This window comes from Tsuneonella mangrovi (genome assembly GCF_002269345.1).
Classification (GTDB): domain Bacteria; phylum Pseudomonadota; class Alphaproteobacteria; order Sphingomonadales; family Sphingomonadaceae; genus Tsuneonella; species Tsuneonella mangrovi.
This window is the reverse complement of record NZ_CP022889.1, coordinates 1,351,802-1,375,266: the sequence shown is the minus strand read 5'-3', so window position 1 is coordinate 1,375,266 and position 23,465 is coordinate 1,351,802. Positions and strand designations below refer to the sequence as shown.

The following is a 23,465-nucleotide window of genomic DNA, read 5'->3' as shown; positions in this document are numbered from 1 at the left end:
AATGGCAGATACGGACGAAACGAGGCGAGCGGCATGGCCGCTACTCGGCCTGTTCGCGCTGGTTTTCGCGGCGTTATTCGCGGCCACGTTCGCGTTGCCGCACGATCGCTACATCCGCTACCAGCAGCTGCTCCCTACACTCCAGTTCCGGACGGTCTGGGGGTATGAGCGGATCGCGTTCGACAAGATCCCGATCGACATCGCCATCGTTGGCAACTCGCGGCTGCAGGCCGGTGTGCGCGCGCCACTGTTGCAGGCAAAGCTGGGCAAGGCGCTGGGCCGTCCGGTCCACGTAGCCAACCTTTCGCTGCCGCAAGAAGGCGACGATGCGCACTACGTCATCGTCAAGCAACTGCTTCGCGATCATCCCGAAGTGAAGCTGATCGTACTTTCCGCGATCGGGCAAATGCCGCGAGAAGCGCACCCAGCGTTTCGCGACATGGCCGATGCGCGCGATATTGCGGCTGCACCGGTGCTCATCAATTCCGCCTATTTTACCAACCTCGCGGCGGTGCCTTATCGCCAGATGGCGCTGTTCGTGCAGACGTTATTTCCTCACGCATTCGGCGATCGTGTGCGGTTCGACCGCGCGCACTATGCCGGGACCGATTTCGACACCACCCGCAGCTTTGCCTCGCCAACGGGGCGCTATGTCGACCGGGATGCCGTGCATACTGCTGCCGAGCTACGCCCCGGGGCGGATGCTCGCATGAATTCGATCGCTCCCCCGCTGCTTCCACCGTCGCTTGCCGACTACGAATTTGCGATCGAACGGACTTACACCCCCCGAATTGCCCGGCTCGCCAAAGCCAACGGGACCAAAGTGGTGTTCCTCTACACGCCGGTGTTTGCCCATGCGGTGCCGGTAAAGGGCGCGAATTTCTATCGTCGCTTTGGCCCATTGCTGCAGGCCGACTTCCTTGCGCAGGACCCGCGCAACTATTCCGATTATGCACACTCCAACCGCATCGGATCGGCCCGTCTGACCGGCTGGCTCGCCGGGCAGATCGTGGACCGCCGGTTGCTGGAAGCAACCCCGCTGCCGACAGAGAAGGGGCGCTGATGTTCGAGACCTATACGCTCCACCATGTGGGGATCGTGCTGTCGTCGATGCGCGATGTCGAGGAACACATGGCGACTTTCGGGCTGACCGAGGACTATCGCGGCTATGTCGAGCGATGGCATTGCTGGTGCGTGTTTACCCGTCCGGCTGGTGGAGGCGCGGCGATCGAACTTGTCGTCGCGGATGATGGTCCGCTGCTGCGCTTCAACCAGGGGGTGGGCGGGGTGCATCACTTTGCATACCAGATCGCCGACTTCGCTGAAGCCGAGCGGTGGTGCGCCGAACGCGACTTGCGATTGCTCGAGCCGGCCCCGATCAAGGGAGCGGGTGATTTCTGGTGCAACTTCATCCATCCCGCTTCGACCCGCGGCGTTCAGATCGAACTGGTCCAGCCATGGTAGGTCCCAGCGGCGTCGCGCCTGTGACCAGGCCCTTTCCCGACGAAATCCGGTCGCTCACTTCGCTGCGCTTTATTGCAGCGGTTTGGGTGGTGCTGTTCCACTGGTCGAACTTCTACCCTAATTCAGTGCTTTACGATGCTTCAATCGTGCGGGCGGGTTACCTCGGAGTCGATTTCTTTTTCGTGCTGTCGGGCTTCGTCCTCAGCCATGTCTACCTGCAACGGCAAGTCGAAGGGCGGCTCGACTATTGGAATTTCGTCAGCCGGCGCATCGGGCGGATATACCCGATGCACCTGATGACACTCTTGCTGATGATCGCGTTCGGCCTCTTGGCGCGCCATCAACAGTGGTCGTTCAGCGTCTGGGATCCGGCTGATTTCATGAAGTTGCCTCGCGGTGAACTGATGCGCGAGTTCCTGGCCCATGTACTGCTCATCCATGCCTGGGGGGCAACCGATGGCCTGCTGTTCAACATGCCTTCGTGGTCGATCAGCGCAGAATGGTTTGCATACCTCGCTTTCCCGCTGATGGGCGCGCTTGTTAGCAAGGCCGCGCGGCGACCGGTTGCAGGCGTGATTGTCGGGGCCGCGTTCCTCGCGATTTTCTCGCTGGGCTATCAGGCGGCGTTAGGTAACAGCCTGGTCCACTTGACATGGAATGCAGGGATCTTCCGCATCCTGCCGGAATTCCTGCTGGGGATGGCGCTGTACAGGTTCGGCGAAAGGTACAGCATGGGCCGGACGGCCTCTGTTGTCGGCTTTCCGATAGCATTCGTGCTGACACTGGTGCTGGCTTTTCTGGAAACGTCGCCCTTGTTCGTAGTGCTTTGCACGGCGGCAGTGATCTATCTCGCTGCCGACGCGGAGCGGCACGGTGGATCGAGCCTGTTGTGTAGTCCGTTCGCAGTACGGCTGGGAGACGCGTCTTACTCGCTCTACATGCTGCATTTCGGCTTCGGGATCGCCCTGTTCGATCTGGGGTTGGCCGGGACGCTTCGAGAGGGGACCGCTGTTTCCCTTGCCTGCATCATTGGCGGCCTCGTTGGCGTCACCTGCCTGTCGCTGATCACGCACCGTTGGTTCGAGATGCCCGCCCGAACCTGGATCAACTCGGCTGCGCGCAGGATCATGCAGCCTACCGGGCACGCGGCCTAGACCTCGTTTCAGCGGTCGATCGTCTTTACCGGCAATCCCAACCTGTGCAGCCACTTGCGCAATCGGGCAGTAAACGTCTCGCGCTGCTGAGCCGAATTGGTGCGGATGAAGGGGCCTTCGGGAACGGCGATGCCGAGGAATTCGCCGAGCTGCGCCCAGCCGTCTCCGCGCTCGAGGTCCATCACCAGCAAGTCGCCCGGACGATCCGCAAAGTATTGCCGGACGGCGGCATTGTGCGCTTCGTAGACCCTGCGATAGCGGCTTTCGTTGCCTGTCGGCGCTCCCGCATCCGCGCCGTAGGTCAGTTGCTGGATGTGATACGGCCGATCGCCGAAATGCGCTTCGATAGACTGGAACCAGCGATCGGTATCGCGCACGGTCAGGATGAACCTCGCACCGGGGAAGCGGGCATCGAGTTGGCGAAACATCAGCGGCCAGGGCATGTCCTGCACCGCGTCGTGCCGACTGGCGACCTCGAGCCCTGCCTCAACGAAAGTCTTGCGCAATTGATCGAGCGGGGTTGTCCGGCCAAACACGCCTGCGACGTTAAAGCCCAGTTCCGCCAGCGCGTCGCGCAGGGACGAAGTCCCTGTCTTCTGGAAGCCGATGCAAAAGACCTTGGCGGTGATGGGCGGCTGGTGCGACGTCGCGGTGTCCCCGAAGCTGGATGGCTGGCGCTTGCCGTGCGGCGGAGTGGCAAAACCCGCCGAGGGTCTATCAATGCGTGGCGGCATTGGCCATACCTGCAAGCGATCCGAGTCCAGACCGAGCAGGTGCCTCCCTTGTCATCCGACTGCGCCGCATGACCGAGCCGGTTAGCCATTCCGGGTTCGTACCGCGCCGAATCTCCGGCGCCGACGGGCAGGAGCCGGATCGGGCCCTTGCTGTCACGGACGCGGTGCCGATCGGTGCGCGGTTGAGGATTCGCCGACGGCTGGCCAAGCGATTGATCCTCTCCCGGATCGATCTCGTGCCGCTTGTCGTCGTGTTGTTGATGCTGCTGCCACCAGAGGCGCGGCTGAGCCTCGGCGGGTTCGAGCTCTACGCCTATCGTATCGGCCTGCTTTTCGCATTGCCGTTCGCTCTCGTGCGAATGCGCGAAAACCGCTTTCGGCCGACAATATCCGATGTGGCGATAATTCTCGCAGCCGGGTGGATCGCAATCGCAACCCTCAACATCTACGGATTGGCCGGATATCAATCGGCAGGCGCGTTGTCGCTCGATCTGTTTGCAGCCTACTTCGTTGGAAGAATGTTGATTGCCAGTCCGCTTGAATTGCGCCGCCTGCTTTACCTGATGGCACCGGTTTTCCTTTTCATTGCTGTGTGCCTGGCCCTGGAAAGTATCGGCCACAGATACCTGGTGCGGCCATTGATCGGGGAAATAACCGGGTTCTCGCCCGAGGCTGCGCTCGATCGGATCGGCGGGTTGCGGCTTGGCCTGTTGCGCGCCACGGGCCCGTTCCAGCACCCTATCACCGGCGGGCTGGTGATGGGCTCCTTGCTGCCGCTCTATTTCTTCGCGGACCTTCCGCGCCGCGGGCTGATGGGCATCGCGGCCAGCCTCGGGGCGATTTTCTGCCTCAGTTCGGCGGCGCTGCTGTCGCTGGCGTTAGGGATCGCAATGTCGGTCTACCACATCGTCCAACGGGTGCTGAAATTGACATGGCTGCCAGTCATCGCTGTCAGCATAGTATTATTTTTGGTCCTCCAGATCGGTTCCAACAGCGGCATAATATCGCTGGCGATCCGGAACCTCACGCTGGACCCGGCGACGGGTTACTATCGCATGATGATCTGGATCTATGGCTGGGCCGATGTGTTCAGGCATCCGTTGTTCGGGATCGGCTTCTTCGGGTCGTATGCGAGGCCCGAATGGATGAAGACCGACAGCATCGACAATTATTGGCTGCAGCAGCCCTTGCGGTTCGGCCTACCGGTGCTGGCGTTCACCGCGATCGCGTTCGTCGGCAATCTGGTCGGGTTGATGCGGATACGCTGCCCGGGAGCGCAGCTGGAAGCTGTTCATGGACTACGGATGGAATGGGGCCTCGCGATAACCTTGCTGATCGTCTTCTTGCTGATGTTCACCGTTTCGCCCTGGGGGGGTGAGATGGGCTGGTTCCTGTTCCTGGTCGGTGCCGCCGGCAGCATCGCCCAGTTTGCCAAGGGCAATGAAGCGGAGGCAGGCGAGCGATGACGCTTAACCGCCTATCGGGCCTGCAACGATTGCTTACCGGCGCGCGCAGGGCGTTGCTGGTGCGAATGTTCGGCTTGGATATCGATCCGAGTGTGCGGATGTCGCTGACGGCTAAAGTCGATCTCACGTTTCCCAAGGGCGTCCACGTGGGGGCTTACAGCTACCTCGCGTTTGGTTCGCGGATACTCACTCACGACCGGACGCGCGGGCTCTACCTGCACACCCGCATCGGGGAAAACTGCTTCATCGGAGGCGAAAGCCTGATCTTGCCAGGGGTGATTATTGGCGACAATTGCGTGATCGGGGCGGGCAGCGTGGTGACGCGCGACGTTCCGCCGAATTCGGCCGTAGCGGGAAACCCTGCGCGGGTCATCCGTAGCGGGATAGCGGTCGGGCGCTATGGCCGCTTTTCCGACGCGGACGATAACGAGAGGGCGTTGCGCGAAAGCGATCCACATGCTGCTGCCTTGCCCGGCAAGTTCCTCGGTGAGGGCTAGGGCCGTTGCCAGGCGATCCGACGGTCATGAACGCCAGGCCCGGACAGCCGCCACTGGTATCGGTGATGCTGGTCAACTGGAATACCCGCGAAATGACGCTCGATTGCCTGCGAACGGTATTCGCGCAGACAACCGAAATGCCGTTCGAAGTGATCGTGGTGGACAATGGGTCGAGCGACGGCTCAGTTGAAGCGATTGCAGCCGATTTCCCCCAAGTGGAACTCATGGCGGAGGCGAAGAACCACGGGTTCGCGCTCGCCACCAACCTCTCGGTCGCGCGGGCGCGGGGGCACTATGTCCTGCTGCTCAACACCGATACGCTGGTGCTCGATCATGCGATCGATCGGCTGGTTGCGTTCGCGGAGCGCCAGCCCGACGCGAAGATCTGGGGCGGCCGCACGCTGTTTGCCGACCGGACGCTCAACCCCACTTCGTGCTGGGGCCGGATCACCCCGTGGAGCGTCACCTGCATGGCAACCGGGCTTGCCAAGCTGTTCCCCGGCTCGGCGCTATTCAATCCCGAGGCAATCGGTGGCTGGCAACGCGATACCGAGCGCTCGGTCGATATCGTGCAAGGCTCGTTCCTGCTGATCGAGAAAACCTTCTGGGACGAACTCGGCGGGTTCGATCCGGCCTTCTTCATGTATGGCGAAGAGGCGGACCTGTGCGCGCGGGCGCGGGCAAGCGGTGCCTCGCCGATGGTTTCTCCGGAGGCGACGATTATCCACTACGGCGGCGCGAGCACGGCGTTGTTCGCAGATCGCATCGTCTACGTGTTGGGCGCGCGGATCGGCCTGATAGATCGGCATTTCCCGCATTGGCTGAAAGGATACGGCCGCATCATGACCTTGTTCTGGGCCGCCTGGCGAGCCGCGCTTTATCACCTGGCCGCTTTGTTTATCCCACGCTTTCGCGAGCGGGCGACCCAATGGTCGAATGCCTGGCGCCGCCGTGCCGAATGGCGTCGCGGTCCTCCGAGCGGATAAGGCGAGGGTCTACTCCGGCTGCCGTGCCCGGGTGTCGCGCGTCCAGACGGGCTTCCTGCCGAGCAGCCTGTACCAGCGATAGAGCCCGATCGCCGCTGCCTTCATCGCAACGTATATCGTCACGTCGAGGAGCGAAGTCCCGCCGGCCAGTGCGCGCGGCAAGTCACCGACATGGTTGAGGTGAAGGTCATCGGAAGTGTCGAACTGGTTAGCAACTTCGCCGATCCCGATCCGCCGCCGTGCCTCGATCCGAACCTGGTCGGCCCATGTCCGGGGCGGCGAGACGACGAAGTAGGCCGCCTGCCCGTCACTCCCACGCGGTACGCTGCGGCGCTCGTGGCGGGTAAAGCGCGTGCGCAGCCAGACGTCGTCCCCGAAGATCGGAGGAAAGTCGCCGATCGATTCCAGGCCGGCGGCAGAAATCCCGAACAGCCCGGAACCGACCAGGTGATCGCTGGCATACGGCTGGGTCAACCACACCCGGTAATATGCCCGAACCCATCGGTCGCTGCGCGACAGGTCCATTCGCAACGCCGGGGACGCGATCATCACGCCGGGTTGTTCGAGCACCTCGGCAGTGGCGGCCAGCGAGGCATGGCTGCACTGGACATCGGCATCGAGGAAGAAGCACGGCGCAGCGCCGACGTGCTTGCGGCCTTCGTTCATGGCCAGCGTCTTGGACCCGACAGGAATCTCCACGATTTTCGCATGCGGTGCGCTCTGGCGCGCGATATCCGCGGTCCGGTCGTTGCACGCATTCGCGACGACGACCACCTCGGGCAACGCGTGTCGCGGGGCGTCGTGCAGCAGGGCCTGGAGGCAGCGAGCGATCACGGCCTCTTCGTTGTGCGCCGGAATGACGACCGAAAACGGAGCGCTCATCCGGCACGATCCAGGTGAGCAATCCAGCTGCACTTCGGGATGTTGTCCGATTGTCTGACCACTTCGCAACCCGCCCTGGTTCGATCGCTCCAGGTCCCAGCTAGAGGTGCCGCGACTGCCGCGCAACCGTTCGGCTGCAGGCAGGAATCACCGACTTAGTTGGGTCGCGGGGCTATGAATCCTGCCATCGCGCGCCATGATGCCGCTGCGAGAGACCAGAACGAGGTGCAGCGGTCAGGTGAGGAAGTTCTTGGAGCAAATCCTCGGATTCGGTCCTTCACGGCTTGAACGCGATCTTGCGATTGGCCTTGCCCTCAAGGGCGCTGGCGCGGTGGCGAGTTTTGCGCTCAGCTTTCTGGTCGCTCACGCACTGGGGGCGGGGGGCGTAGGCATATTCCAGATTGCGCTGACGACCGCCGCGTTGGCATCGCTGGCCGCGGCAATGGGCCTCGACACGGTGCTGGTGCGCACTGTCTCGGTTGCATGGAGAGAGGGCGATCTGGCCGCAGCGAAGGGGGCGATTCGCCGGTCGGTTCGCTTTGTCGCCGGATTAGGCGTCGTCATCGCGATTGTCGTTGCCCTTGCCAGCGTTCCAGCGACGCGGTCGATTATGCATCGACCGGAACTGCTTCCCTCGCTGTTGATCCTGTCGATCGCCGTTCCGATGCTGGCGATCATTCGGGTGGTCTCCGCAGCGATCCGGGGGACCGGACGCGTGTTCTTGTCCCAGTCCTTGGACGGCGTGGCCTATACCGGCATCGCTGCGCTGCTGCTGGGCGTCGCCTTTGCGAGCGGGTTGGCGCTGGCGAGCTATGCGCCCGCTGCCGTCTATGCCGGTTCCACATTTGCGGTGGCTGTCGCGGGAATGGTCGGCCTGCGATCAATCGTCCGCGAATCGCCGGTGGCGCCTGCCGCGCTTCCGCTGCGCTCGGGTGGCCGGATCGTCAGCGTCGTGCTGATGGCACAGTCGGTCGATTGGCTTGCGCTGGTGGCATTGGGAGCGGTGCACGGGGCGGCGGAGGCGGGTATTTTCCGGGTGGCAGTCCAGTATTGCCTGCTGTTTGCGATCATCAACAACGCCTTCGCGCAGATGGCAGGGCCGCACCTCGCTACGCTCTATGCCAAAGGGGATCGCAGGGCGATGATCGCCGCTGCCCGCAAGACCGGGTTGCTCGGTGCTCTCGTGGGGATCCCCCTGCTCGGTGCGATCCTGCTTGCACCTTCGTGGTTGCTGGGATTGTTCGGGGGAGACTTCCGTACCGGCGCGACCGCACTGGTCATCATGGCGATCGCCCAGTTCACCAATGTCGCTGCCGGGCCGATGGGCATGGTGCTGCTGATGACCCACCGCGAGCATCTGGTGCAGCGTATCGAGATCGTCGCTACCGGTGGTGCGATCGCGCTGCTGGTGTTGACCATAGGTCACTTGGGGCTCGTCGGTGCGGCACTGACGGTCGCATTCGCGGTTGTGGTTCGCAATGTCGCCTCGATTGCGGCGGTGTGGCACCAGTTCATTCGCCGTTCCGACGATGGCGGCGCGCCGTCTGCGGACGGTTGAAGCGGTTCCTGCCTAAAGAGACTCAGGCGTCGGCTTGCTTGCCATAGGAATAATAATTGTACTGGTAATCGTAGGCCTGACCCGCGTCGAGCGGGCGGAACTTGGTCATCACCACGCCCAGGATGTTGGCGTTGGCCTGGCGCAAGCGACGGACAGCGGCCTTGGCCTGACCGAAGTGCGCGCGATTGGCTTCGATGATGAATACCAACCCGTCGGTCAGCTGGGCGATGACCGGCGAGTCCGCCAGCCCGATCACAGGCGGCGAATCGAGGACGATCAGCGCATAGTTCGCGCGTTGCTGATCGATGAAATCCGCAAACTGCTGCGACGACAGGATATCGGTCGGGTTGGCGGGAAGCGGGCCGACCGGTACGACGTCGAGATCCGGTTGGTCGTGCTCCACCAGCACGTCTTCAAGCGAACATTGCCCCAACAGCAGTTCGGGAAGGCCGAGCTTTCCGCGCGCCTGGCCGAACTGCGCGGCGATCGACGGTTTGCGCAAGTCGGCGTCGACCAGCAGCACCTTGCGACCCATCTGCGCGAACTTGCGGGCGATCGCCTCTGCGACGGTCGTCTTGCCTTCGCCGACCTGGCTCGAGGTGACCTGGATCACGTTGCAGCCGCGGCGCGGCAGCGCGAAATCGATCGACGTGCGGATCGCGGTATATGCCTCCTTTTGGGCAACCGAGTCCTTTTCATCCTCCATGTCCGCGACGAACGGCGTGAATCCGAGCGGCGGCAGCGCCAGCTTGCGTTCCACGTCGTCGAGCGTGTGCAGGCGATCGTCGAATGCGTCGCGCAGCAGAGCCAGCATGACCGCAACAGAGACACCGGCAATCAGCGCCAGCAACATGTTCCGGACCACGTTGGGCGAGGATGGAGAGCCAGGGACGGTTGCCGCATCGAGCTTGGTGATCGTCCCCGGGCGCGCATTCGCAGCGGACGATATCTGGTTGTAGCGCGCCATCAGGTCTTGCAGCTGTGCCCGCAGCGAGAACGCCTCGCGCTGGAGCTGGTTGAAAACCACCCGCCGATCCTGCTCGTTGAGCGTTTCGTTCGATACCTTGTGCAACTGCCCGGCAAGCGCGCTCTCCTGCCGCTGCGCGATCAGGTAGTTCTGGTGGATGCCGTCCTTGATGTCGTTGCTGACTTGCGTGATTTGCCGGTCGATCGTCGCGATCTGCGCCTGCAACTCGCTGACTTGGGGGTATTTCTTGCCATAGCGGATCTGGAGGTCCGCGAGCTGGCTCGCCGCCGCTGCGCGATTCGTGATCAGTTGTTGTACTGCGACGCTCTGCTGCACCTCTGGCAGGTCTGCCGGATCGGTCCGGGCAATCGCGTCCCAGCGTTGCTGCGCCTGGATGCGCCGGGCGACAGCGGCGGAATAGGCCGCGTTGATCGCTGCGAGGTTGCTGGCAGTCGTGGTGGGCGGAGCCGCCTGGTCGCTGGTCGTCCCGGTTGCCGGATCGTATGACTGGCCCAACAGTGCATCACCGACGATCCGATTGGTGCGCGCATAGGAGATCGCCTTGCGCTCGGCATCCTGGAGCTGCTTGCGGACATCCCCGATCTGTTTTGAAAGATAGGTCTGGGCGTATTCGTTCTTGGCCAAGCTGCGGCGGATGTCATCCTCGAGGAACGCGTCGCTGTAGGCATTGGCGATCTTCGCGGCGAGCGCGGGATCGGGTGAGCGGACGTGGATCTGGATGATCCGGTTATCGTCGGGCGTTTCCGCTTTCACTTCGCCCATGAGCATCGTCGCGGCGATATCTCTGGCCTTGGCGGGAGGCAGTCTTGCGGCATCGGAGCCTACGAATTCCGCGTTTTTCCCGAGGTCGAGCGCATCGACTACCCGCAGCGCCAGCGAACGGCTCTGGATGACCGTCGTCAGCGTGCTGATATAACGCAGGTAATCGTTGCCCCTCAGGTCCGGCGGGGCCTGCCCGTCGTCGACGATGGTCGACATCTCGGGATCGACCCTTACGGTCGAGGTAGCCTGGAAGATCGGCGTCATCAGCATTGTGATGAGGAAGCCCAGAACGAGGAAGCCGGCGACGATCCCGCCCAGCACATAGCGCTGGCGCCAGAGGAACCCGCGCACCTTCGAAATGTCGAGCATGTTGAACGGGCCGTATCCCCCGTCCGGCTCGATCCTCAGCAGTTCTTCGAGCCAGCCGGTCTGGCTGGCCGAGTTTGACGGTTCGGGGTGGGGGCTATCGTTCACAGCTGCACACTCCCGGCCGCTACAAGCGTGTGAAGATGGCAAAGGCCGGCAGCGCCTTGAGCGTGTCCTGCCATGCCTGCGACAGCGCGGAGGTGCCGACAACGACCCGGTCGCCCGGCGCGATCAGCGGATCGATCATCGTACCCTTGACGACCTCGCGATAGTCGAACTTCGCCACCCAGATTCCGTCGGGTCGCTGGCGGAAGATCGCCACGTCGCGCAGCTTGGCAACGTTCGATGTCCCTTCGGCCAGCGCAATCGCGCCCGACAGGCGGGTCCCGGGCTGGTAGTTGTAAATCCCGGCTTTCTTCACCGCCCCTTCAACGGTGACGACGTGCGATCCGTAATCGATTACGTTTACTGCAACGTGCGGGTCCTTGAGGTACCCGTCGCCAAGTTCCTGCTGGATCTTGTCTGCAAGCTGGGCGGTCGTCAGCCCGGCTGCCTGGACCTTGCCCAGCAGGGGAAACGAAATCGTGCCATCGACGCCGATCGCGACGCTTTGGAGCGACAGATCGGGTTCGCGGAATACGATCAGCGAGATCGAGTCAGCCGGCTTGAGGAGGTAGGTCGCTTCGGGCTTGGAGGAAAAATCCGCCTGTCCCTGGTCGGAAACCGCCACTGCATTGACTGCCCCCGCTTGCGGAGAAGGCGTATCGACACATCCCGAAAGCGCAACGATCCCGCTTGCAAGAAGGGTCAATCTGCGGCCTGGAATCGGCCTGCCAAACAGCATCGTGCATTCATCCCAAGACTCGGTCCCGATGGGAAAATGCTTAATCGGCGTGCAGGGTGAGCGCAAGGATCGCACCTGCCGTGTCGACGGTTATTGAAAGGTCCTGCGCTGCGGCTGGCGGAATCATTGGATTTCGCCCGCTTGTGACCTAAAGTTCGCGCGATTCAGCCATTTCCGGGGCGTCACCAATCGTGTTCAATTTCGTCGCTGAAGCGCTTTACCTGGTTGTCGCTACCCTGTGTGCGTGGGCTGCGCTCGGAAGCGATTCACGCGCTGCTGACCGGCTGGCATGGGCGTTGTTCGCGGCATTTTTCATCCTGTTGGCAGTTTCGCGCGGCTTCGGCCTCGAGCATACGCTGACCGATGCGCTCCGCTTGAACGCCCGCGAAGACGGCGATTATGCAGTGCGACGTACAGTGCAGGGACCCCTGGTGGTCGGCACCGCGTTCGCCTTTGTCGCGATTTGCGCGATGCTGGCCGGCGGACGTGCGCGAAAGTTGAGACTTGGGGCCATGCGACCCCTCGCGGTTGCCGGCTTTGGCTGTCTTGCGATGGGATTGCTGATGATCTTGCGGATCGTCTCCTGGCATGTGACCGACAGCGTGCTCTACCGCCCGATGCACCTCAACTGGCTGTTCGATATCGGCGCGACGCTAGTCGTGGGAGCCGCAGCGATCTTCGCGCTACGCGTCCGGCGCGATCCCTAGAGCGAGGCGGTACGCGGCAAGCAGCGGTTCGACCTGCTTCGACCAGTCGAGTTCCTGCTCGACGCGCTTCCTGCCGAATTCACCCATCGCCGCGCGCCGTTCGGGATCGTCGATCAGTTCGGCGATCTTCCGCGCAAAGTCGATCGGGTCGTTGGGCTTGGCATAGAGCGAAGCATCCTGCGCGGAAAAGCGCCCCTCGGTGACGTCGAACTGCACAATCGGTTTGCCGCAAGCCATGTATTCCATGATCTTGTTCATCGTGGAGAGGTCGTTCATCGCGTTAACCCGGTCGGGATTGACCCCGACATCCATCGTCGAAAGCACTGCGAACAGGTCCTCGTCGGGCGTGCGTCCGGGAAAGGTGATGAAGTCCGCCACGCCGCGCCGCTCGGCGAGTTCCCGCAAGTCGGGCAAGCTCGGACCACCGCCGACGAGCACGAACTGGATGTCCCTGCGCCCCATCGGCCCGGTGAGATGCGCGACCGCCTCGATCAGCAAGTCGATCCCCTCCTGCTCGCCCATCACTCCGACATATCCGGCCATGTGCGGCCGCCCGTTCTTCCACCGCTCGACCGGTTCAACCCGGTTGACCCGCGATAGGTCGGGGCCTGAGCGCACGACGAACACCCGCTCCGGTTTCATTCCCCCGCGGTCGATCGCGATCTTGCGATACGATCGGTTGGTCGCGATCGAGATCGTCGCGGTGGCGAACGTCAGCCGTTCGAACAGCTTCAGCAGGTGCCAGAACGGCCCCCGCTTGCCGAACTTGGCCTCGTACAGCTCGGGGTTGATGTCGTGGTGGTCGAACAGGAACTTCACGCCCAGCAGGCGGAACGGCAGCGCGACGAGGAAGATCAGGTCAGGCGGGTTGCACCCGTGGATCACGTCGAACCCGCGGCGGAAATATATCTTCCATGCCAGCAGAGTCTGCCACAGCAGCGCAGCAGAATACTCGAGCAGGAAGCCGACCGCGCCGCTCGCCTCCAGCGGCAACGGGTGGCGATGGATTTCGACCCCTTCGATCGTCTCGAAGCGCGCCTTGTAGCCCTTGCCGGTCGGGCAGATCACTGAGACCTCTGCGCCTGCCGCAACCAGCGTGCGCGCCTCCTGCCACACGCGCCGGTCGAACGGCAGCGGCAGGTTCTCGACAATGATCAGGACCTTGCGCCCGGCGAGCGGCTGGCTGTCGCTGCCGGTCATGCGATTACGCTGAGGTCGAGCACTGGCGTGGCACCGAGATCGAGCGTGTCGACCAGCCGGTTGGTTGCGACGGCAAGAGCGAAATCACCTGCCTGCGCGGTTTCCCTGTCGACCAGCAACTCTCGTAGTTCAGGCAAGTGGGACATGGCGTAGTCGCGGTTCTGCCCGAGAAGCGCATTGGGGCTCAACTCCGCTTCGTAAATGGCAAGCCTGTATCTGGCGTCGATCAGCCGCCGGGCAAGGTCCAATGCAGGGCTCTCGCGCAAGTCGTCAGTACCTAGCTTGAAGGAAAGGCCGACGAGCAGGATCTTTGCACCCGGTTCAACTGCCGCGGCCACCCGGTCGAACTGGAACTGCAGGTGCGCCGCGTTGCTGCTCATCAGGCTATCGATGAGCTGCGCACTGGCACCGGCTTCGGCGGCGAGGTGCTGGAGCGCGCGCACGTCCTTGGGCAGGCACGATCCGCCAAACGCCCCTCCGGGCCGGGTGTAGGCCGGCGAAATGTTGAGCCTGGTGTCGGCGGCAAACATCGCGTGGACCTGGCTGGCGGAAATGCCGAGCTGCGCGCAGAGCCGCCCGATCTCGTTGGCGAATACCACCTTTGTAGCGTGCCACGAATTGTCGACGAACTTGGTCAGTTCGGCCTCGCGATATCCGACGTGGAACGTCGGCGCGTCGATCCCTTCGTGCAACGCGTCCATCGCCGCAGACGGCTTACCGTCGCGCGTACCGACAACGATCTTGGGCGGCGTGAAAAAATCCTCGATCGCGCTCGCCTCGCGCAGGAACTCAGGATTGTAGACTAGCTCGACGGTCGCTTCGCAATTGTTCCCCAGTGACGCTTCGAAGATCGGTCGGATGAGCGTTTCCATGCTCCCCGGCCGCATGGTCGAACGGTAGGCGACGGTTAGCTGCCCTTCGCGCCCCGGCTGCAATGCCTCGGCGATCGAGCGCGTGACCTGCACGATGTGCCCCATGTCGTGCGCTCCGTCGGGACCGCTTGGCGTGCCAACGCAAACAATCGCCAGGTCGGCATCGAAAAGCTCTTCGCCCGGCGTCAGCGAAGCGGACAGCAATCCTTCGGTCCGGGCCTCGGCTACCAGCTCATCGAGCCCCGGCTCGCGGACTGGTGATAGGCCGGCATTGATCGCGTCCACCTTGGCCGGATTGACGTCGATCCCGATCACGCGGTGTCCCTGGCTGGCGAGACATCCCGCGGCCGTCGAACCGACGTAACCAAGTCCGAAAATCAATATTTTCAATGGTTCGGACCTTCGCCTGGCAAACTGCGCGATCGCCTTCGAGTACGAAGGTTGCCTTTGCGATGCAACGTGCAGGCCGGAGCTGTGCCCCACGGAATGCAAAGCGCTTTCGGCGCTCGCGATCAGCGTTACCGCAATATCAACCCTTTGCTGGCAAACGGGTGCGCGACAAGAACTGCAAGGGACTGCCATGCGCGGCGAAATTTTGCCTGAAGTTTCCGTGATCGGCCTCGGCTATATCGGCCTGCCGACGGCTGCGATCATAGCCCGTTCGGGGATGAAGGTGCACGGCGTGGACGTGAGCCAGCACGTCGTCGATACGATCAATCGCGGCGAAATCCATATCGAGGAAGTCGATCTCGACGGACTGGTGCATGGCGTGGTCCAACGCGGTCTCCTGCGCGCGGCTACCGAAGTGCAAGCAGCCGACGTGTTCGTGATTGCGGTGCCGACCCCGTTCCACAAGGACGACGCGCATACGCCTGACACGACCTATGTGCTCGATGCCGCGCGCAACGTCGCTGCAGTGCTGAAAGCTGGCGATACGATCATCCTCGAATCGACCTCGCCGGTCGGCACGACCGAAGCGATGCGCGACATGATCGCCGGCCAGCGCCCCGACCTCAAGTTGCCGGGCCTGACCGACGGCATTCCCGATGTCTCGATCGCCTATTGCCCCGAGCGCGTGCTGCCCGGGCGCATCCTCGAGGAACTGACCAACAACGACCGTTCGATCGGCGGGATCACGCCGCGCTGCGCGCGCAAGGCGCTGAGCTTCTACAAGCGGTTCGTGCGCGGCACTTGCGTGACCACCGATGCCCGCAGCGCGGAAATGACCAAGCTGGTCGAAAACGCCTATCGCGACGTCAACATCGCGTTCGCCAACGAGCTTTCGATCGTCAGCGATGCGATGGGGCTTGATGTGTGGGAAGTGATCCGCCTGGCCAATCGCCATCCGCGCGTCAACATCCTTACTCCGGGGCCGGGCGTCGGCGGGCACTGTATCGCTGTCGATCCGTGGTTCATCGTCCACGGTGCGCCCAGCGAAACCCCGCTGATCCGCACCGCGCGCGGGGTCAACGATTGCAAGATCCACCACGTCATCGCCCGAGCGACCGAACTGGTCGAAGCCAACCCGCAGGCGCGGATCGCGTGCCTTGGTTTGGCATTCAAAGCCAACATCGACGACTTCCGTGAAAGCCCTGCGCGGCTGGTCGCAGCGACCCTTGCGCGCCGCTACGGCGGGCGGGTCAACGTAGTCGAACCCTACGCCGCCGAGCTGCCGCGCGAGTTCGAAGGCACCGGCGCGGTCCAGGTCGATATCGATACCGCGCTGGAAGCGTGCGACGTGATGATCGTGCTGGTCGATCACGACGTATTCAAGTCGGTCCCGCTGGCGGAGCGCGCCGACAAGGTCGTCTACGACACTCGCGGCATATGGCCCGACCAACCCGCCGTGGTTGCCGGGCCGATCGAACTTCGCAAGGCCGGCTGAGCGCACTGCAATCCCGCGATCGCGGTTGACCTGCCTCGCGGCCCTTGCGAAGCAGGCGGCGCAGGCAGTGCGAGGTGAAGCGGGTTATGCAATCGACGGGGCGCAAGGGGATCATCCTCGCCGGTGGCACCGGGACGCGGCTCTATCCGCTGACCCGTGGCGTTTCTAAGCAGCTGATGCCGGTCTACGACAAGCCGCTGGTCTATTACCCGCTGTGCACGCTGATGTTGGCGGGAATCCGCGATATAGTGGTGATCACCACGGCCGAAGATGCCGCGCAATTCCAGCGCGTGCTGGGCGACGGATCGGACTTCGGCGTGGCACTGTCCTATGCTGCGCAGTTAAAGCCCGAGGGGATTGCGCAGGCCTATCACGTAGCCGCCGGATTCGTCGGCAGCGATCCGAGCGCGCTCGTGCTGGGCGACAACATCTTCTACGGCCACGGAATGCCCGAACTGCTCGCTACGGCGGATAGGCGGGCCGCAGGGGCGAGTGTATTCGCAACGCATGTCGACGATCCGGGGAACTACGGCGTGATCGGCTTCGACGCTTCGGGTCGGGCAGTCTCGATCGAGGAAAAGCCTGCCCGCCCTGCATCCAGATATGCCGTCACCGGGCTCTATTTCTACGACGGCACGGCGGTGGATCGGGCGAAAGAATTGCAACCCTCGGCGCGCGGCGAATACGAGATCACCGACCTCAACCGGTCCTACCTCGTAGACGGACAACTTGCGGTCGAAATCCTGGGGCGCGGCTTCGCGTGGCTCGACACCGGCACGCACAATTCGTTGCTCGATGCCGGCACGTTTGTGCGCATCCTCGAAGAGCGGCAGGGTGTGAAGGTGTGCTGCCCCGAAGAGATCGCCTGGCGGCAGGGGTTCATCGACGACGCGCAGTTGGAACAGATCGCTCGCTCGCTGATGAATTCGGGCTACGGCGCCTACCTGCTGCGGCTGCTCGGCTGATGGGGGGCGGGCTATGGCCAACCTGCTCGTAACCGGAGGCGCCGGGTTCATTGGCGGCAATTTCGTGCGCTACTGGGCCGAACGCCATCCGGGCGACGGCCTGACTGTGCTCGACAGCCTGACATATGCTGGGAACCCCGCGACCATTGCCGGGATCGCACAGGCCGAGTTGGTGATCGGCGATATCCGCGACACCGCATTGGTCGAGAAGCTGTTGCGCGAGCGCGATATCGGCACGATCGTCCACTTCGCGGCGGAAAGCCACGTCGACCGCTCGATCGCCGGGCCGGATGCCTTCGTCGAAACGAATGTCGTCGGTACGCACAGCCTGCTCAAGGCGGCGCGGGCGGTATGGCTGGAGCAGGGCGGCGGGCGCGACCACTGGTTCCACCATATCTCGACCGACGAAGTTTTCGGCTCGCTCGGGGAGGGCGCGCCGCCGTTCAGCGAGGCATCGCCCTATGCGCCCAACTCTCCCTATTCGGCCTCCAAAGCGGCGGCGGACCACTTGGTGCGGGCCTATCACAACACCTACGGACTGGCGGTGACGACCAGCAATTGTTCGAACAACTATGGTCCCTACCAGCACCCCGAAAAGCTGATCCCGCTGTTCCTGCTCAACGCGCTGCACGGGATCGCCCTGCCGATCTACGGCGACGGGATGAACGTGCGCGACTGGCTCCATGTCGAGGACCATTGCCGCGCAATCGAACTGTGTCTGGAGCGGGGGATTGTCGGCGAAACCTACCCTATCGGCGGCGGAGCGGAACTGCCCAACATGGCGGTGATCGATGCCCTGTGCGACGCGGTCGACAGCGCCTTTGCCACCGATCCCGAACTCGCCGAACGCTTCCCTGACGCCCCGGCAGCGCAAGGCCGCGCGACCGCCGAACTCAAGTCATTCGTAGCCGATCGCGCGGGGCACGACCGACGCTACGCGATCGATTCTGCTCGGGCGCGGACCGATCTGGGCTACGCGCCGCAATACGATTTTGTAGCCGGGCTGACGCAATCAGTGCGCTGGTACCTCGCTAACGAGGACTGGTGGCGACCGCTGTGGCGGGATTGACGCCGGAAATCAGTTCCCGTGTTCGGCGCGGGCGACCTCGTGCAGCCAGTCGGCGTGGCGCGGAGCCTTCTTGGTCTGGCTCCATTCCTCGAGCATCAACGGAGCGACGCGCCGCAGTTCGGCGTATTGCTCGTCGGTGCCGATGTCGGCGGCAAGCTCCACCCGGTGGCCATTTGGGTCGAAGAAATAGATCGACTTGAAGATGCCGTGGTGCGTCGGGCCAAGCACTTCGATGCCTTGCGCTTCGACGTGTTCCTTGGCGGCAAGCAGTTCTTCTTCGCTGCCGACCCGGAATGCCAGGTGCTGGACCCACGCGGGTGTGTGCTCGTCGCGGCCCATCTCCGGCTGGTTGGGCAGCTCGAAGAACGCCAGCACGTTGCCGTTACCGGCGTCGAGAAACACATGCATGTAGGGATCGTATTCGCCGGTCGAAGGCACGTGGTCCTCGGCGAAAGCAGTGGTGTAGTCCATGCCGAGGACGCGGCCGTACCATTCGACGGTCTCTTTGGCGTCCTTGCAGCGATAGGCCGCATGGTGGACCCCGCCGAGTTTGATCGGGTGCGCGGTCATTGTGCCGGTTCCTCGACATTGAGCGTGCCGCGCTCGATTTGGTCGCGCTCCATGCTTTCGAACAGCGCCTTGAAGTTGCCTTCGCCGAACCCATCGTCACCCTTGCGCTGGATGAATTCGAAGAATACCGGGCCGACCTGTGCCTGCGCGAAGATCTGCAGCAGGAGGCGTGGGCTTCCGCCTTCGGTCGTGCCGTCGAGCAGGATGCCGCGCATCCCCAGCGCGTTGGCATCTTCGCCGTGACCCGGGAGGCGCTCTTCGAGCATGTCGTAATAGGCCTGCGGCGGAGCAGTCATGAACGGCACGCCCAGCGCCTTGAGCCGGTCCCATGCAGCGATCAGGTCGTCGCAGATCAAGGCAATATGCTGGATGCCTTCGCCGTTGAAGTCGCGCAGGAATTCCTCGATCTGGCCCTTGCCGCCTTCGCCTTCCTCGTTGAGCGGGATGCGAATCTTGCCGTCTGGCGCCGTGAGCGCCTTGGAAGTCAGCCCGGTGTATTCGCCTTTGATGTCAAAAAAACGGATTTCGCGGAAGTTGAACAGCTTCTCGTAGTAGTCCGCCCAGTACTTCATCCGTCCGCCATAGACGTTGTGGGTCAGGTGATCGATCAGCTTGAAGCCCGCGCCTTCGGGGTTTTTCTCGACCCCCGGAAGGTATTCGAAATCGATGTCGTAGATCGTCAGCCCCTGCCCGGCGTCGCCGTCGTAGCGATCGACGAGGTAGAGGATTGCCCCGCCGATGCCGCGGATCGCCGGGATGTGCAGCTCCATCGGCCCGGTCTGGACCTGGACCGGCTCGGCGCCGCGGGCGAGCAGTTCGGCATAGGCCTTGCGCGCATCCTTCACGCGGAACGCCATGCCGCACGCCGAAGGGCCGTGCTCGCGGGCGAAGAACCACGCGGCGCTGCGCGGTTCGTAATTGGCGATCAGGTTGATCCCGCCTTGGCGCCACAGGTCGACATCCTTCGAGCGGTGGCTAGCAACGTGGGTGAAGCCCATGCCTTCGAACACCGGTTCCAGCACGCCCTTGTCCGGCGCGCAGAATTCGACGAACTCGAATCCGTCGAGCCCGATGGGATTTTCGAACAGGTCGGCCATGAATGTGTCCTCGGTAATCGCTAAACTAGTTTCGTATGAAACCAAATAGCAAGCGGCGAACCTTTTGTCAAAGCCCGCCGCCAGCATTTTATCCGAGGGATTGGGGGGTCAGTCGACGAAATCGTCCACCCGCTCGACGATGATCGCCGGGGCCATCCCGCCCGCCGCGCACATCGTAACGAGGCCGTAGCGCTTGTTCTGCCGCTCCAGTTCATCGACGATCGTGCCGATCAGGATCGAACCGGTTGCGCCAATCGGGTGGCCCAGCGCCATCGCGCCGCCGTTCACGTTGACCTTGTCGTCGGGCAGGTCGAGATCGCGGATGAACTTCGCGGCGACTACAGAAAACGCTTCGTTGATCTCCCACAGGTCGATGTCGTCCTTGGTGAGGCCTGCCTTCTCGAGGACCTTCTTTGCCGCCGGGACTGGGGCGTTGAGCATCAGCGTAGGGTCATCACCCTGATTCGCGGTGGCGACGATCCGTGCGCGCGGCTTCATCCCGTGCGCCTTCGCGTAGTCCTTGCTCGCAAGCAGGATAGCTGCCGAACCATCGACCACGCCCGAGCTGTTGCCTGCATGGTGGAAGTGCTTGATGTCGAGGTCCGGATACTTCTGGTTGATCAGCTTGCGGAAGGTCGTGCCCTTTTCGTCGAGCGGAGCATCGGCAATCTTCTCGAAGCTGGGCTTGAGCTCGGCGAGGCCTTCGGCGGTGGTCTGCGGACGGGGAAACTCTTCCTTGTCGAGCACCACGTTGCCTTCGACATCGACCACCGGGATCACCGACTTGTCGAACCGGCCTTCAGCGATGGCGACGGCGGCCTTCTGCTGGCTGCGCAATGCGAGCGCGTCGAGGTCTTCGCGGGTGAAGCCTTCCATCGTCGCAATCGCGTCGCCGCACACGCCCTGGTGGCTCTGTGGGTGCACTTCGCGCAGCCGTTCGTTGCCCGCGCCCATGCCCAGCGGCATCAGGCCAGCCTGCATTTCCTCCTGTGTCGAGGACGAGGTGTAGCTCATCATCTCGGTGCCCCCGGCAACCACCAGGTCGGCCATGCCGCTCATGATCTGTGCAGCCGCGAGGTTCACGCTGGTGATGCCGCCGCCGCAGAAGCGGTCGAGCGTCATGCCCGAGCTGGTCTGGTCGTAACCCGCGTCGAGCGCGGCCATCCGGCCCAGGTCGCCACCTTGCTTGCCCTTCTGGGTGCTGACCGACCAGATCACATCATCGACGTCCTTGGTGTCGAGATGGTTGCGTTCGGCAATCGCCTTGAGCACCGTCGCGGCGACGTGCTGCGGGTGCATGTGCGCCAGCGCGCCCTTGCCGACCTTACCAATACCGCGCGGTGTGCGCACCGCGTCGATGATATATGCTTCTGCCATTGGAAGTCCTCTTTTGTGTTCGTTCGGGAATCGGGTTGACGTTTGCGTAAACCTTGGCCAGCACGAGTACAAGCAAGTTTCAAAACGAAATGGGAGAGTGCCGGTGAGCGAAGATGTGCTGACGCGTGAGGAAGACGGGATCCTGATCGTCACGATCAACCGCCCTGAAGCCAAGAACGCGATGAACAAGGCTGCAGCCGAAGGGATCGCTGAGGCGATGGACCGGCTCGACGCGGACGACAGCTTGCGGGTCGGCATCCTGACCGGTGCGGGTGGCACATTCTGCTCGGGTATGGACCTCAAGGGCTTCCTGCGCGGCGAATCGCCCAGCATCAAAGGGCGCGGGTTCGGCGGCGTGGTGCAGGCGCCGCCCAAGAAACCGCTGATCGCCGCGGTCGAAGGCTATGCGCTGGCCGGTGGCCTCGAACTGATGATCGCCTGCGACCTGGTGGTCGCCAATGCCGGTGCGAAGTTCGGCATTCCCGAAGCCAAGCGCGGCCTCGTCGCCGCAGCGGGCGGGGTCATGATGCTGCCCGACCAGATTCCCGAACGAGTCGCGATGGAACTGGCGCTGACCGGCGAATTCATCGACGCGCCGCGTGCTTACGAACTTGGCTTGATCAACCGCGTGGTCGACGGCGCGGCGCTCGACGGGGCGATCGCGCTTGCCAATACGATTGCCGCCAACGGCCCACTGGCGGTGCGCGTGTCGAAGCAGATCGTAAAGGAATCGCGCGGCTGGCCGATGGACGAACGCTACGACCGGCAAGCCCGGTTGATCGCACCGGTGTTCGTCTCCGAAGACGCGCGCGAAGGCGCTGCCGCCTTTGCCGAGAAGCGCAAGCCCAACTGGAAGGGCAAGTAAATGGCGGGCCCCCTCAGCGGCCTCAGGATCGTCGAATTCGCCGGGATCGGGCCGGGCCCCTTTTGCGGGATGATGCTGGCAGATCACGGCGCAGAAGTGATCCGCATCGACCGCGCAAGCGGCACCCGGGGCGGATCGCAGCCGATATCGAACGCTGACGTGCTTGCCCGTGGGCGCAAGTCGATCGCGGTCAATTTGAAGTCGCCTGAAGGCGTCGCGCTCGCCCGCAAGCTGTGCGCCAGCGCCGACGGGATTATCGAGGGCTTTCGCCCCGGCGTGATGGAGCGGCTCGGGCTGGGGCCGGATGAACTGCTGAAGGACAACCCGAAGCTGGTCTATGGCCGGATGACGGGGTGGGGGCAGACCGGTCCCTATTCGCCATGGGCCGGGCATGACATCAACTACATCGCGCTCGCCGGTGCGCTCGCGCACTTCGGCCGCGCAGGCGGCAAACCGACCCCGCCAATCAACATGATCGGCGACTTCGGTGGCGGCGGGATGATGCTCGCGTTCGGCATGTCGAGCGCGCTCCTCAACGTTGCGCGTGGCGGGCAAGGCCAGGTGATCGACTGTGCGATGACCGATGGCACCGCAGTGCTGATGGCGATGATCCACGGCATGAAGAACATGGGCGTGTGGTCGGAAGAGCTTGGGGCGAACATGCTCGATACCGGGGCGCATTTCTACGATACCTACGAGACGGCGGACGGAAAGTTCGTCTCGATCGGCAGCATCGAACCGCAGTTCTATGCCGAGTTGCGACGGATCGCGGGGCTGGCTGACGACGCCGAATTCGACGCCCAGCATGACCGGGCCAAGTGGGGCGGCCTCAAGGACAAGCTTACCGCGCTGTTCAAGAGCAAAACCCGCGACGAATGGAATGCGCTGATGGAGCATACCGACGTGTGCTATGCGCCGGTGCTGACGATGAGCGAAGCGGCCCAGCACCCGCACAACGTCGCGCGCGGCACCTTCTTCGATGGGGCCGGCGGCAAGCAGCCGATGCCCGCTCCGCGCTATTCGCAGACCGCAAACTCCACGCCGCAGCCCGCACCGATGCCGGGTGACGATACCGACGCGATCCTCGCATCGCTCGGATTTGACGAAGCCGGACGCGCCGCGCTGCGCGATGCCGGAACCGTGGCCTGACAAGGAAA

General features: G+C 63.3%; 22 protein-coding genes. 13 read left to right on the top strand and 9 right to left on the bottom strand.

Going from position 1 to position 23,465, the window contains the following annotated elements; all coding sequences use genetic code 11:
• Position 1: 1 nt before the first annotated feature.
• Genes CJO11_RS06780 through CJO11_RS06770 form a run of 3 tightly spaced genes read left to right on the top strand, consistent with a single transcriptional unit; the run spans position 2 to position 2,618 of the window.
• Positions 2 to 1,063 carry a hypothetical protein gene (locus tag CJO11_RS06780; protein ID WP_150124990.1) on the top strand — a complete coding sequence of 354 codons (1,062 nt, stop codon included), beginning with the start codon at positions 2 to 4 and terminating at the stop codon, positions 1,061 to 1,063.
• Positions 1,063 to 1,464, top strand: a complete 402-nt coding sequence (locus CJO11_RS06775; protein WP_095012031.1) for a VOC family protein — start codon at positions 1,063 to 1,065, stop codon at positions 1,462 to 1,464. Before CJO11_RS06780 ends, CJO11_RS06775 begins: the two co-directional genes overlap by 1 nt.
• Complete coding sequence (locus tag CJO11_RS06770; protein WP_095012030.1) at positions 1,458 to 2,618, top strand: acyltransferase family protein; 1,161 nt, start codon at positions 1,458 to 1,460, stop codon at positions 2,616 to 2,618. The genes CJO11_RS06775 and CJO11_RS06770 overlap by 7 nt, the downstream gene beginning before the upstream one ends.
• Positions 2,619 to 2,626: 8 nt before the next feature.
• Here CJO11_RS06770 and CJO11_RS06765 read toward each other — a convergent pair whose 3' ends face one another.
• The gene (locus CJO11_RS06765) at positions 2,627 to 3,352 is read right to left on the bottom strand and encodes a sulfotransferase family protein (RefSeq protein ID WP_095012029.1); all 726 of its coding nucleotides are present in this window, start codon (positions 3,350 to 3,352) and stop codon (positions 2,627 to 2,629) included.
• Between the two features lie 68 nt (positions 3,353 to 3,420).
• On the opposite strand from CJO11_RS06765, the gene CJO11_RS06760 reads away from it, so the two are divergent.
• The 3 genes from CJO11_RS06760 to CJO11_RS06750 are packed head-to-tail and all read left to right on the top strand — an operon-like array spanning position 3,421 to position 6,301.
• Positions 3,421 to 4,818 carry a hypothetical protein gene (locus CJO11_RS06760; protein WP_095012028.1) on the top strand — a complete coding sequence of 466 codons (1,398 nt, stop codon included), beginning with the start codon at positions 3,421 to 3,423 and terminating at the stop codon, positions 4,816 to 4,818.
• Complete coding sequence (locus tag CJO11_RS13435) at positions 4,815 to 5,315, top strand: acyltransferase (RefSeq protein WP_095012027.1); 501 nt, start codon at positions 4,815 to 4,817, stop codon at positions 5,313 to 5,315. The genes CJO11_RS06760 and CJO11_RS13435 overlap by 4 nt, the downstream gene beginning before the upstream one ends.
• 26 nt (positions 5,316 to 5,341) lie before the next feature.
• Positions 5,342 to 6,301: a glycosyltransferase family 2 protein gene (locus tag CJO11_RS06750; RefSeq protein ID WP_095012026.1), complete on the top strand. Its 960-nt coding sequence runs from the start codon at positions 5,342 to 5,344 to the stop codon at positions 6,299 to 6,301.
• 9 nt (positions 6,302 to 6,310) lie between these two features.
• Here the strand turns inward: CJO11_RS06750 and CJO11_RS06745 are convergent, their stop codons facing one another.
• Complete coding sequence (locus CJO11_RS06745; RefSeq protein WP_095012025.1) at positions 6,311 to 7,183, bottom strand: glycosyltransferase family 2 protein; 873 nt, start codon at positions 7,181 to 7,183, stop codon at positions 6,311 to 6,313.
• Positions 7,184 to 7,379: 196 nt separating this feature from the next.
• Here CJO11_RS06745 and CJO11_RS06740 point away from each other — a divergent pair, with 196 nt between their 5' ends.
• A complete protein-coding gene (locus tag CJO11_RS06740; protein ID WP_095012024.1) occupies positions 7,380 to 8,741 on the top strand; it encodes an oligosaccharide flippase family protein in 1,362 nt (453 codons plus the stop codon).
• A 22-nt stretch (positions 8,742 to 8,763) separates the two neighbouring features.
• On the opposite strand, the gene CJO11_RS06735 is transcribed toward CJO11_RS06740, so the two are convergent.
• Positions 8,764 to 10,965: a GumC family protein gene (locus tag CJO11_RS06735; RefSeq protein WP_095012023.1), complete on the bottom strand. Its 2,202-nt coding sequence runs from the start codon at positions 10,963 to 10,965 to the stop codon at positions 8,764 to 8,766.
• Positions 10,966 to 10,984: 19 nt separating this feature from the next.
• Positions 10,985 to 11,668 carry a polysaccharide biosynthesis/export family protein gene (locus CJO11_RS06730; RefSeq protein WP_240504335.1) on the bottom strand — a complete coding sequence of 228 codons (684 nt, stop codon included), beginning with the start codon at positions 11,666 to 11,668 and terminating at the stop codon, positions 10,985 to 10,987.
• A 224-nt stretch (positions 11,669 to 11,892) separates the two neighbouring features.
• Between CJO11_RS06730 and CJO11_RS06725 the strand changes: the two genes are divergently transcribed.
• Positions 11,893 to 12,408, top strand: a complete 516-nt coding sequence (locus CJO11_RS06725) for a hypothetical protein (RefSeq protein ID WP_095012021.1) — start codon at positions 11,893 to 11,895, stop codon at positions 12,406 to 12,408.
• Here the strand turns inward: CJO11_RS06725 and CJO11_RS06720 are convergent.
• Together CJO11_RS06720 and CJO11_RS06715 are read right to left on the bottom strand one after the other, a co-directional pair.
• Positions 12,385 to 13,608: a glycosyltransferase family 4 protein gene (locus tag CJO11_RS06720; protein WP_095012020.1), complete on the bottom strand. Its 1,224-nt coding sequence runs from the start codon at positions 13,606 to 13,608 to the stop codon at positions 12,385 to 12,387. The genes CJO11_RS06725 and CJO11_RS06720 overlap by 24 nt on opposite strands.
• On the bottom strand, positions 13,605 to 14,870 hold the full coding sequence (locus tag CJO11_RS06715; protein ID WP_095012019.1) for a nucleotide sugar dehydrogenase: 1,266 nt from the start codon (positions 14,868 to 14,870) through the stop codon (positions 13,605 to 13,607). Before CJO11_RS06715 ends, CJO11_RS06720 begins: the two co-directional genes overlap by 4 nt.
• A gap of 190 nt (positions 14,871 to 15,060) precedes the next feature.
• Here CJO11_RS06715 and wecC point away from each other — a divergent pair, with 190 nt between their 5' ends.
• The 3 genes from wecC to rfbB all read left to right on the top strand — a co-directional run bounded on the left by wecC (position 15,061) and on the right by rfbB (position 18,399).
• Positions 15,061 to 16,365, top strand: coding sequence for a UDP-N-acetyl-D-mannosamine dehydrogenase (gene wecC, locus CJO11_RS06710; protein ID WP_095012018.1), 1,305 nt, complete (start codon positions 15,061 to 15,063; stop codon positions 16,363 to 16,365).
• Between the two features lie 86 nt (positions 16,366 to 16,451).
• Positions 16,452 to 17,330, top strand: a complete 879-nt coding sequence (gene rfbA / locus CJO11_RS06705) for a glucose-1-phosphate thymidylyltransferase RfbA (RefSeq protein WP_095013262.1) — start codon at positions 16,452 to 16,454, stop codon at positions 17,328 to 17,330.
• Between the two features lie 13 nt (positions 17,331 to 17,343).
• A complete protein-coding gene (rfbB, locus tag CJO11_RS06700) occupies positions 17,344 to 18,399 on the top strand; it encodes a dTDP-glucose 4,6-dehydratase (RefSeq protein WP_095012017.1) in 1,056 nt (351 codons plus the stop codon).
• Between the two features lie 9 nt (positions 18,400 to 18,408).
• Here the strand turns inward: rfbB and CJO11_RS06695 are convergent, their stop codons facing one another.
• From CJO11_RS06695 to CJO11_RS06685, 3 genes are all read right to left on the bottom strand, one after another.
• A complete protein-coding gene (locus CJO11_RS06695) occupies positions 18,409 to 18,969 on the bottom strand; it encodes a VOC family protein (protein WP_095012016.1) in 561 nt (186 codons plus the stop codon).
• Positions 18,966 to 20,066: a 4-hydroxyphenylpyruvate dioxygenase gene (hppD, locus tag CJO11_RS06690; RefSeq protein WP_095013261.1), complete on the bottom strand. Its 1,101-nt coding sequence runs from the start codon at positions 20,064 to 20,066 to the stop codon at positions 18,966 to 18,968. The genes CJO11_RS06695 and hppD overlap by 4 nt, the downstream gene beginning before the upstream one ends.
• Positions 20,067 to 20,174: 108 nt before the next feature.
• Positions 20,175 to 21,443: an acetyl-CoA C-acetyltransferase gene (locus CJO11_RS06685; protein ID WP_095012015.1), complete on the bottom strand. Its 1,269-nt coding sequence runs from the start codon at positions 21,441 to 21,443 to the stop codon at positions 20,175 to 20,177.
• 103 nt (positions 21,444 to 21,546) lie between these two features.
• On the opposite strand from CJO11_RS06685, the gene CJO11_RS06680 reads away from it, so the two are divergent.
• Positions 21,547 to 22,308, top strand: coding sequence for a crotonase/enoyl-CoA hydratase family protein (locus tag CJO11_RS06680; RefSeq protein WP_240504334.1), 762 nt, complete (start codon positions 21,547 to 21,549; stop codon positions 22,306 to 22,308).
• Positions 22,309 to 23,457, top strand: a complete 1,149-nt coding sequence (locus CJO11_RS06675; protein ID WP_095012014.1) for a CaiB/BaiF CoA transferase family protein — start codon at positions 22,309 to 22,311, stop codon at positions 23,455 to 23,457. It begins immediately after the preceding gene.
• Positions 23,458 to 23,465 lie beyond the last annotated feature (8 nt).